At 49.7% G+C, this 515-nt stretch carries 1 pseudogene; it reads right to left on the minus strand.

From position 1 onward, the window contains the following. Positions 1-515 (minus strand): annotated as a pseudogene (locus tag MSG95_RS18905) (hypothetical protein); the annotation flags it as partial.

The raw sequence follows: 515 nt of genomic DNA on the forward strand, positions 1-515 counted from the left end.
TACAGGTGCATCTGCAAGTTGAATGTCAACCGTATTGCCACTGATCACCGTCTTCACATTCGAGTTCGAACCTGACGCTGTCAGACCACCTGTGATATTCAGGGTTTCACCCAACTTACGGTCAACAGTGCCGCTGTTACCCGCAAAGGTCATTGGTTTAACCACTTCATTGTTCAGGTTGGTTAAGGCATCACCGACATTGCTGGCATTAACTGTTGTACCGTCAGTTTTAGTGGTGACATAGGTTGGCGAGCTGACTGCACCTGTCGTGCTGTCATAACTTGCGCCACCACCCAGATTATTGGCTGTGCTGTTGCCCAAGGCATCAGTCTTGTTGTTGCTTGACGTGCTTAATGCATCAAGCTGGCCTTTGTTTACTGCATCGGTAGCATTGGTGCCTGCTGCTACGTTACTGATGGTGTTCCCAGCAGCATCAATACCTGTCTTGGTCACACTTGGTCCACCAGCGATGGTTAATCCATTGCTATCCAGCTTGCTGTCGCCTGTGGTTACGC

The organism is Acinetobacter sp. IK23, assembly GCF_035615275.1.
Taxonomy (GTDB): domain Bacteria; phylum Pseudomonadota; class Gammaproteobacteria; order Pseudomonadales; family Moraxellaceae; genus Acinetobacter; species Acinetobacter seifertii.